Annotated in this window: 7 protein-coding genes; 3 read left to right on the top strand and 4 right to left on the bottom strand. The window is 73.6% G+C overall.

What is annotated here, in order from left to right:
* Positions 1 to 316 precede the first annotated feature (316 nt).
* Complete coding sequence (locus RIF68_RS18085; RefSeq protein ID WP_309052304.1) at positions 317 to 763, top strand: SgcJ/EcaC family oxidoreductase; 447 nt, start codon at positions 317 to 319, stop codon at positions 761 to 763.
* 101 nt (positions 764 to 864) lie between these two features.
* On the opposite strand, the gene RIF68_RS18080 is transcribed toward RIF68_RS18085, so the two are convergent.
* The 3 genes from RIF68_RS18080 to RIF68_RS18070 all read right to left on the bottom strand — a co-directional run bounded on the left by RIF68_RS18080 (position 865) and on the right by RIF68_RS18070 (position 4,982).
* Positions 865 to 1,905: a vWA domain-containing protein gene (locus RIF68_RS18080; protein ID WP_309052303.1), complete on the bottom strand. Its 1,041-nt coding sequence runs from the start codon at positions 1,903 to 1,905 to the stop codon at positions 865 to 867.
* 161 nt (positions 1,906 to 2,066) lie between these two features.
* On the bottom strand, positions 2,067 to 3,332 hold the full coding sequence (locus RIF68_RS18075; protein ID WP_309052302.1) for a cation:proton antiporter: 1,266 nt from the start codon (positions 3,330 to 3,332) through the stop codon (positions 2,067 to 2,069).
* A 504-nt stretch (positions 3,333 to 3,836) separates the two neighbouring features.
* Positions 3,837 to 4,982, bottom strand: coding sequence for a YihY/virulence factor BrkB family protein (locus RIF68_RS18070; protein ID WP_309052301.1), 1,146 nt, complete (start codon positions 4,980 to 4,982; stop codon positions 3,837 to 3,839).
* 162 nt (positions 4,983 to 5,144) lie between these two features.
* Here RIF68_RS18070 and RIF68_RS18065 point away from each other — a divergent pair, with 162 nt between their 5' ends.
* Positions 5,145 to 6,038 (top strand): glucose 1-dehydrogenase, encoded by an 894-nt coding sequence (locus RIF68_RS18065; RefSeq protein ID WP_309052300.1) that lies wholly within the window; start codon positions 5,145 to 5,147, stop codon positions 6,036 to 6,038.
* A 26-nt stretch (positions 6,039 to 6,064) separates the two neighbouring features.
* Here RIF68_RS18065 and RIF68_RS18060 read toward each other — a convergent pair whose 3' ends face one another.
* Positions 6,065 to 7,462, bottom strand: a complete 1,398-nt coding sequence (locus RIF68_RS18060; protein ID WP_309052299.1) for a GH1 family beta-glucosidase — start codon at positions 7,460 to 7,462, stop codon at positions 6,065 to 6,067.
* Between the two features lie 215 nt (positions 7,463 to 7,677).
* Between RIF68_RS18060 and RIF68_RS18055 the strand changes: the two genes are divergently transcribed.
* Positions 7,678 to 8,516, top strand: an 839-nt coding sequence (locus tag RIF68_RS18055) for an ROK family protein (RefSeq protein ID WP_309052298.1), incomplete at its 3' end; no start/stop codon positions are given.

Genomic DNA, 8,516 nt, shown 5'->3' with positions numbered 1-8,516 from the left:
GTCCGCGTGATGGTCGAGGCCGCCACGCAGGAGACCGCCCAGGAGGAGGCCGAGTACCTGGCCTCCGTCGTGGAGCAGGAGCTCTCCCTCACCGTGTGATACCCGGGGCCCCACCGGGGTCCCGGCGGGGCCGTCGGCCGGACCGCCCCGGTGCGGGGGTGCGGCGTCCCCCGGGCCAGTGTCCGCCCCCGTCCCAGTGTAGTCCCCCGGCCCCGTCGTCCCCCGCCGGGCCCGGCCCCGCGCCCGGGGGGGCGGGCCCGCGGGCCCGCCCCGGCCCTTCGTGGAGACACCGCACACCGATGTGAAGGAGTACGCCATGACGACCACCAGCGACGAGACCGGGATCCGCGCCTTCCTCGCCCGCCGCACCGAGGCCCAGCGGACGAAGGACATCGACCGCCTCATGGACTGCTACGCGCCCGACGCCGTCTACTACGACGTCGTCCCGCCGCTCCGTTTCACCGGCAAGGAGGAGATACGCCGCAACTTCCTTCGCTGGTTCGACGGCTATGTCGGCCCCATCGGCCTGGAGACGCACGATCTGCGCCTCGAGACGAGCGGGGACCTCGCCCTCGCCCACATGCTGCACCGCGACACGGGGGAGCGGAAGGGCGGCCTCCAGGCCTCCGTCTGGGTGCGGGAGAGCGTCTGCCTGCGCCGGACGGACGGCGGCTGGGCGGTCACCCATGAACACGTCTCCATCCCCGTCGACCCGGCGACCTTCCAGGTGTGGCTCCCCGCGGACAAGGACCAGCCCGCGTGACCCACCACCACCCGGCGGTCACCGGGGACCGGGCACCGTCCCCGCCCGACCGACGGAGCCGGCGGGCCCGTGGCGCCCGCCGGCACCTCCCTCGCCGGGTGTCAGTTCATGACGAGCAGCCGGGTGTTCGGCACGAGCTTCCGGTTCACGCTGGTGCTCTGCACGAAGATCGTGAACTCGTCGTTGTGGTCCGGCCTCACCCGCACCTCCACATCGGGCAGCCCGAGCAGGGTGCGCGCCTCGGGCCCGGTGAATATCCGGTCCGTCTTCTTCTCCAGGACCGCGATCCGCTTGCGGGCCTGCACCTTCTCCGACTTGCTGAGCTGATAGAACGCGCAGCCCGTGCGGTAGGCGTGCCCCGACTCGACCACCCGGTCGCGGATCGTCCCGTCACGCGTCACGTCGAGCAGCCGGTACTCCGAGGGCTTCACCGGTGTGAGGCCGGCCGCCTCGATCGTGTCCTTGTTGACGGCCTCCGCGCCCGTCGAGAACACCGCCCGCGAGCCGCGGATGCCCTTCGTGCGGCCCACCATGAACTTCTCGGTGGCCTCCTGGATGACCTGCCCGGCCTCCTCCAGACCCTGCGTGCTGGTGGCGTCCCAGATGGCGATGTTGTCCTTCGGGAAGCCGCACCGCATGGCCTCGTGCCGGCCCGTCTGATCCGGCACGAGCACGGCCAGCGTCCAGTTGTCCTCCTGCGTCTCGATCATCCCGGCCACCGCCCGGGCCAGCTCCTTCGGATCCCTCGTGGGAGCGTCGGGCGACCGGTGGCTCGCGTTCTCCTGCCCGTCCGTCAGAACGAACGTCAGGAAGCTGTGGTCGCCGTACAGCTGCGCCGTCCGCGCCAGTTCCCGCTGCGACTTCAGCGCGGCCGCCAGCAGTGCCGTCATCCCCCCGACGCGGTACAGCTGCTTCAGGGACGGCATGCGCAGCACGTCCTTGTCGTAGACGACGCACTCCACCTTGTCGGCGAAGACGTACACCGTGACCCGCGTCTCCTGGTCCAACTCCCGTGACCGGCGCGCCAGATAGGCGATCTGCCGGTCGGCGACCTCGACGACCTTCCCGCTCAGATGCGACATGGACGAACTGGCGTCCAGCACGAGTGCGACGTGGTTGATGTAGTTCTGGTTTCCGGCCATGACGGGCTCCCCCTCGTTCGGGCTCGACGTGTTCCCACGCTCTCACCCGGCACTGACAATCGATCATGGCCGCGCCCCGGTCCGGCCTCAGGCCGGCGTCCCGGTCCGGCGCGCGGCGCGGCGAAGTGAGGGGCCGGTGCGACGGCGGCGGGATCCCGCGCCTACTCCCGCCCCGCGTCGCGCAGCCGGTCCAGGCGGCGGATGACCGGGGACGCGGCGGCGCCGTGGACCAGCACGGAGAGCAGCACCGTGAAGCCGACGACCGCCCACAGCTCCCGGGCGTACGGCGCGAAGGCGTCGGTGTGGCCGAGGGCGTAGGCCAGGTAGAAGATCGAACCGATCCCGCGGATCCCGAAGAGCGCCGTCACCAGCCGTTCGCGCCGCGCCACCGGCATGCCGAGCTGGCAGAGCCACCCGGCCAGGGGCCGCAGCACCACCACGAGGAGGACCGCCACGACGACGCCCTGCCAGGAGAGCTCGGCCAGGCCCTCGGACACGAGGTAGCCGCCGAGGAGGAACAGCAGGAAGACGGTGATCAGCCGCTCGATCTGCTCGGTGAACTCGTGCATCACCCGGTGGTAGCCGTGGCTGTGCTCGGCGGCCCGCACGGTGCACGCGGTGACGAACACCGCGAGGAACCCGTAACCGCCCGCCAGCTCCGTCACCCCGTACGCGAAGAAGGTGGCACCGAGCGCGACGAACCCCTCCATGTGCTCCGACAGCCGCAGCCACCGTTGCGGGGCGCGGAAGAACATCAGCCCGAGGAGCCGTCCGACGAGGATGCCCAGGGCCACGCCAACGCCGATGCGCACGAGCACGTCCACGAGGAACCACCGGCCGAGCCACCCCCAGGACCCGCCGTCCTGACCGGCGGCCGCCGCCGCGAGGGCGACGGCGCCCAGGACGAACGGAAAGGCCAGCCCGTCGTTGAGCCCCGCCTCGGCCGTGAGCGTGAAGCGGACCTCGTCCTCGTCGTCCTTCTCGTCGGTCGGCTCACCCACCCGCACCTCCGCCGCGAGGACCGGGTCCGTCGGCGACAGCACCGCCGCCAGCAGCAGGGCGGGCGCGAGCGGCCACGCGAGCAGCGGCGCGGCCGTGGCGGTGGCGAAGGCGATCGTCAGCGGCAGCCCGATGCCGAGCAGACGCCACGGGCCGCGCCAGCGCCGCAGACCCACGGGCCGGTTCAGGGCGAGGCCCGCGCCCATGAGGGAGACGATCACGCACACCTCCGTGGCGTGCTCCACCCACAGGCGGTCGTCCACGGGGTCCACCACGGGCATGTCCCACGGCAGCAGGGCCGCGACGGCGCCCGCCGCGACGAACACCATGGGCATGGACAGGGGACGCCGGAACACCAGGCGCGGTACCACCGCCGCGCCCAGCGCACCGACGCCCAGGGCGAGGTACACAGCGTCTGAGAGAGTCACCGGTCCGCTCCTGCCCGGCCGCGGGCCGGTCATGCGTCCCGGCTCCGGGTCACGACCCGCCCCGTCCGAGCGGTGGACCGGCGCGAGTGCCCGCCGCTCGGGCGGGTAGGCGAGCCTTCGACATGGAGTCCCCGGCCATGGAAGGAGGATCCATGAGCACGCCCCCGAACGATCCCGTCCCGCCGAACCCGACGCCCCCGCCCGGTCCGGGCCCCGGCCCCGGGCCGGGCCCGCTTCCCGGACCGGGACCCGGTCCCGGCGGCCCCGATCCCGTCCCGCCGGCTCCGCCGCAGCCCGAGCCGGACCCGCCGTCCCCGGGCCCGGCCCCGGATCCGTTCCCGCAGCCCGGCCCGCTGCCCCCGCCGGGCCCCGGCCCGGAACCGGTGACCTGACGTGCGACGAGAGGGCCGGTGCCCCCGCTTCCCGGCGGTGGGCACCGGCCCTCGTCGCCGCCCCGGCGCCGGGGCCCGCGGATCGGCGTTCCTCAGGACCGGCGGAGGGCGCTCAGGGCTTGCGGAACGAACGCACGTCCTCCTCGCTCCACGAGCGGGTGTCACGCGGTTCCACGTACGGCTCCTCGTCCGGCGGCATCCCGCCCGCGACCGCCCGCTGCCGCAGCGTCTCGGCGTCGAACTCCAGGCCCAGGAGCACCGCCAGGTTGCTGATCCACAGCCACACCAGGAAGACGATGACACCGGCCATGGTCCCGTAGGTCTTGTTGTACGAGGCGAACTCGGCCACGTAGAGGGCGAAGCCCGCCGAGGCCGCCATCCAGATCACCAGGGCGAGGACACTGCCGGGCGTGATCCACCGCCAGCCACCGGTCCTGGCGTTCGGGCTCGCCCCGTAGAGCAGGGCGATCATCACCACCACGAGCAGCACGAGCACCGGCCACTTGGCGATCGACCACACGGTCAGGGCGGTGTCGCCGACCCCCAGCAGATCGCCGGCCCGCCGCGCCACGTCCCCGGTGAAGACCACGATCAGGGCGCTCGCGGTCGCCATGAGCATCAGTACGGCGGTCAGCCCGAGGCGCAGCGGCAGCACCTTCCACATCGGGCGGCCCTCGGGCACGTCGTACACCTGGTTGGCGGCGCGCATGAAGGCCCCGACGTACCCGGAGGCCGACCACAGGGCCACCACCAGGCCGACGACGACCATGACGGCTCCGGTGCCGGTATGGCCCTGCAGGTTCTCCACGGCCCGGCCGAGCACGTCCCGGGCCGGGCCCGGCGCCAGCTCGCGCAGGTTGTCCAGGACCCGGTCCGTCGTGGACCGGCCGCTGATGCCGAGGAGCGAGACCAGGACGAGCAGCGCGGGGAAGACGGACAGGACGCCGTAGTAGGTCAGGGCGGCGGCCCGGTCCGTCAGCTCGTCGGAGGCGAACTCGCGCACCGACCCCTTGAGGATCGCGCGCCAGGAACGACCCGGCAGCTCGCTCGGCGAGTCGGGCGCACGCTCCTCGACCTCGGGGCCCGGCCCGACGTCCTGGGGGGCCGGGGGCGCCCCGGACTCGCGCCGCGGTTCCGCCGCCGAGCGCTCCGGTGGCCGTGACGGCTCCGGTTCGGGGGGCTCCGGCGGCGTGCGGCGCCCGGGCGACGGCTCGGGCGGTTCCGGCAAGGGTTCACGAGGGGCATTGCGATCCACCATGCCGCAGCGGGTACCCGCGCCCGCCCGACGTACGCGGGCCGGACCTGCCGGGGCGGCGACCCGGTCCCCCGATCAGGCGAAACCCGCACGAGGGGGGATGCCCCGGCCGCCCCCGGGTAGTCGAACCCCTGTACTGCCGAGCGAGGAGACCAGGAGCAAGGGATGTCCCCCGACGAAGAGACGCGCGTCCCCGACCCGCAGACGCGGCACCCCCGCCCGCCGCAGCCGGAGCAGGAACAGGAACACCCCGGGACGACCGAGGCCATGGACCCGCGCCCCGACCACGGGGAGGAGTCCTACCGGGGGCACGATCTGCTGCGCGGCCGCGTGGCGGTCGTGACCGGCGGGGACTCGGGCATCGGCCGGGCCGTGTGCCTGGCGTTCGCCCGCGAGGGCGCGGACGTGGTCCTCACCCACCTGGAGGAGGAGCGGGACGACGCGGCGGAGACGGCCCGGCTGGTCCGCGAGGCCGGGCGCACCGCCGTGACCGTCGCCTGCGACATCCGCGACGAGCGGCAGTGCGGGGACCTGATCGAGCGGGCGGTGGGCGAGTTCGGCCGCATCGACCTCCTCGTCAACAATGCCGCGTACCAGATGGCCCAGCCCGACGGCATCGAGGCCATCACCACGGAGCAGTTCGACCGGGTGATGAAGACCAATCTCTACGGCATGTTCTGGCTGACCCGCGCGGCCCTCGCGCACATGCCCCGCGGCGGCTGCGTCATCAACACCACCTCGGTGCAGGGCTACCAGCCCAGCCCCCACCTGCTCGACTACGCGATGACGAAGGCGGCCATCATCTCCTTCACCCACAGCCTGGCCCAGATGGTGGCCGAGCGGGGCATCCGTGTGAACGCCGTCGCTCCCGGCCCCGTCTGGACCCCGCTGATCCCGGCCACCATGCCCGACGTCAAGGACTTCGGCGCCCAGTCACCGCTGGGGCGCGCGGCCCAGCCGGCCGAGATGGCGCCCGCGTACGTCTTCCTCGCGTCACCGGCGGCGAGCTACATCACCGGAGAGATCGTCAACGCGACGGGCGGCACCCCGCTGCCCTGACCTGCCCCCGTCCGGCCCTGACGCGCTCAGGGCCGGACGGGCCGCCCGCGCCGCGCCGCCCCGATCGCCGACCGGTACCAGTGGTACGAGGCCTTGGGGGTGCGCGTCCCGGTCGGGAAGTCGACGTGGACGAGCCCGAACCGCCGGCTGTACCCGTAGGCCCACTCGAAGTTGTCCAGGAGCGACCAGGCCATGTAGCCGCGCACGTCGACACCGTCCGCGACCGCCTCGGCGACGGCCCGCAGATGGCCGTCCAGATAGGCGACGCGGTCGGCGTCGTCCACCACGCCGCCGGGCCCCGGGACGTCGTACTCGGCGGAGCCGTTCTCCGTGATGTGGACCGGCGGGAGGGCGGCGCCGTAGCGGTCCCTGAGCGAGGTCAGGAGCGCGTACAGGGAGCCGGGCACGACCGGCCAGCCCATGGCGGTGTGACGCACGCCTGTGACGGGCACCGCCTCGAAGCGGTTGTCGGCCGCCGTGCGGCGGGACGGATCGGGCTCGCGCCAGGGCGCCGCGCGGACGGTCGAGGGGGTGTAGTAGTTGATGCCGAGGAAGTCGAGCGGGGCCGAGACGAGCGCGAGGTCCCCGTCCCGGCGAAACGCCTGACGCTCGATCAGCTCGCCCCAGGTGTCGGCCTCCGAGGCCGCGTACCGGCCCTTCAGCAGCGGCTCGGTCCACATCAGGTTGCGCTGCGTCTCGGCGCGCAGGGCGGCGGCCGCGTCGGCGGGGCCCGGGCCGGCCGGTGTCACGTGGTCCAGGTTGAGGGCGATGCCCGCCTCCCGGACGCCGGCGGCCCGCAGCGCGCCCAGGGCGAGGCCGTGGCCGACGAGCAGGTGGTGGGCGGCGGCGAGCGCAGGTGTCCCCTCGGCCGCGCCGGGCGCGTGCTCCCCGTTCGCGTACCCGAGGAAGGCGCTGCACCAGGGCTCGTTGAGGGTGATCCAGCGCGGGACCCGGTCCCCGAGCCGCCCCGCCACCCGTTCCGCGTACTCCGCGAACCGCTCGGCGGTGTCCCGTACCCGCCAGCCGCCACCGTCCTCCAGCGCCTGGGGCAGGTCCCAGTGGTAGAGCGTCACGACGGGGGTGATCCCCGCCTCCAGCAGGTCGTCGACCAGCCGTTCGTAGAACGCGAGCCCCGGGGTGTTCACCGGCCCCTTGCCCGTGGGCTGGATCCGGGGCCAGGCGACCGAGAAGCGGTACGTGTCGACTCCGAGCCCTGCGAGGAGGGCGACGTCCTCCCGGTGCCGGTGGTAGTGGTCGCAGGCGGTCTCCCCGCTGGTGCCGTCCAGGACGGCGCCGCCGCGGCGGGTGAAGGTGTCCCAGATCGACGGCCCGCGCCCGTCCGCCCGCGTCCCGCCCTCGATCTGGTACGCGGAGGTGGCGGCGCCGAACTCGAAGCCGGGCGGAAAGGCCGGGAAATCACTCACGGCGGCAGAGTCCTTCGTTCAGGGGCTGACAACAGGGGCGAGCATCGCGGGGATTCCGTGGTGCCGTCCAGGCCGGACACCGTCGGAGGAGAGGGTTTTACTAAACTCGGGGTTAACTTAACCCGTTAACTGGACAACGTTGTCACCTCGGGTGACAGTACGTCGCACACAAGGACCCATTCCTCTTCTCGTCCACGGAAAGGCGGAACGCGACGATGAACACGAGGGTGTACGGAGCGCTCGACATCGGCGGCACGAAGATCGCCGGGGCTCTGGTCGACCGGAAGGGGCGTCTGGTGGCCCGGGCGCAGCACGCCACTCCCGCCCAGGGGTCCGCCGAGGACCTCATGGCCGCGGTGTTCCACGTCCTGGACGGGCTGGCCGCGCACCCCGCCTGGGACGGCCTCACCCGCCTCGGCATCGGCAGCGCGGGCCCCGTCGACACCGCCGCCGGCACGGTCAGCCCCGTCAACATCCCGGCCTGGCGCGCCTTTCCCCTGGTCGAGCGCGTGCGGGCGCACCCCCGGGTGCCGTCCGCGATCCGCCCGGTCCTCGTCGGCGACGCGGTGGCGATGGCGGCGGCCGAGCACTGGGCCGGGGCGGCCCGAGGCGTGGACAACGCCTTGTGCATGGTCGTCTCCACAGGTGTCGGCGGCGGCCTGATCCTGGGCGGCAGACTCCACGCGGGCACCACGGGTAACGCCGGTCACATCGGGCACATCACCGTGGACCAGAACGGGCCCCTCTGCCCGTGCGGCGCCCGGGGCTGTGTGGAGCGCTTCGCCGCCGGCCCCGCCATCGCCGCCCACGCCCTGGAATCCGGGTGGACCCCGCCGCCCGGCACCGCCCCGACGGCCGCGGCGGCCGCGATCGCGGCCCGCGCGGGCGATCCGGGCGCACGGGCGGCCTTCGACCGGGCCGGAAAAGCCCTGGCCGCCGCGATCGCGGCCACGGCGGCCCTGGTCGAGCTCGACCTCGTGGTGATCGGCGGCGGCGTGGCGCAGTCCGGTGAGACGCTCTTCGGACCGCTCCGTCGCCACCTCGCCGACCACGC

Source organism: Streptomyces sp., from assembly GCF_031178505.1.
GTDB lineage: Bacteria > Actinomycetota > Actinomycetes > Streptomycetales > Streptomycetaceae > Streptomyces > Streptomyces gulbargensis.
Note: the sequence above shows the minus strand (reverse complement) of the source record. Positions and strands in the feature narration are given on the sequence as shown.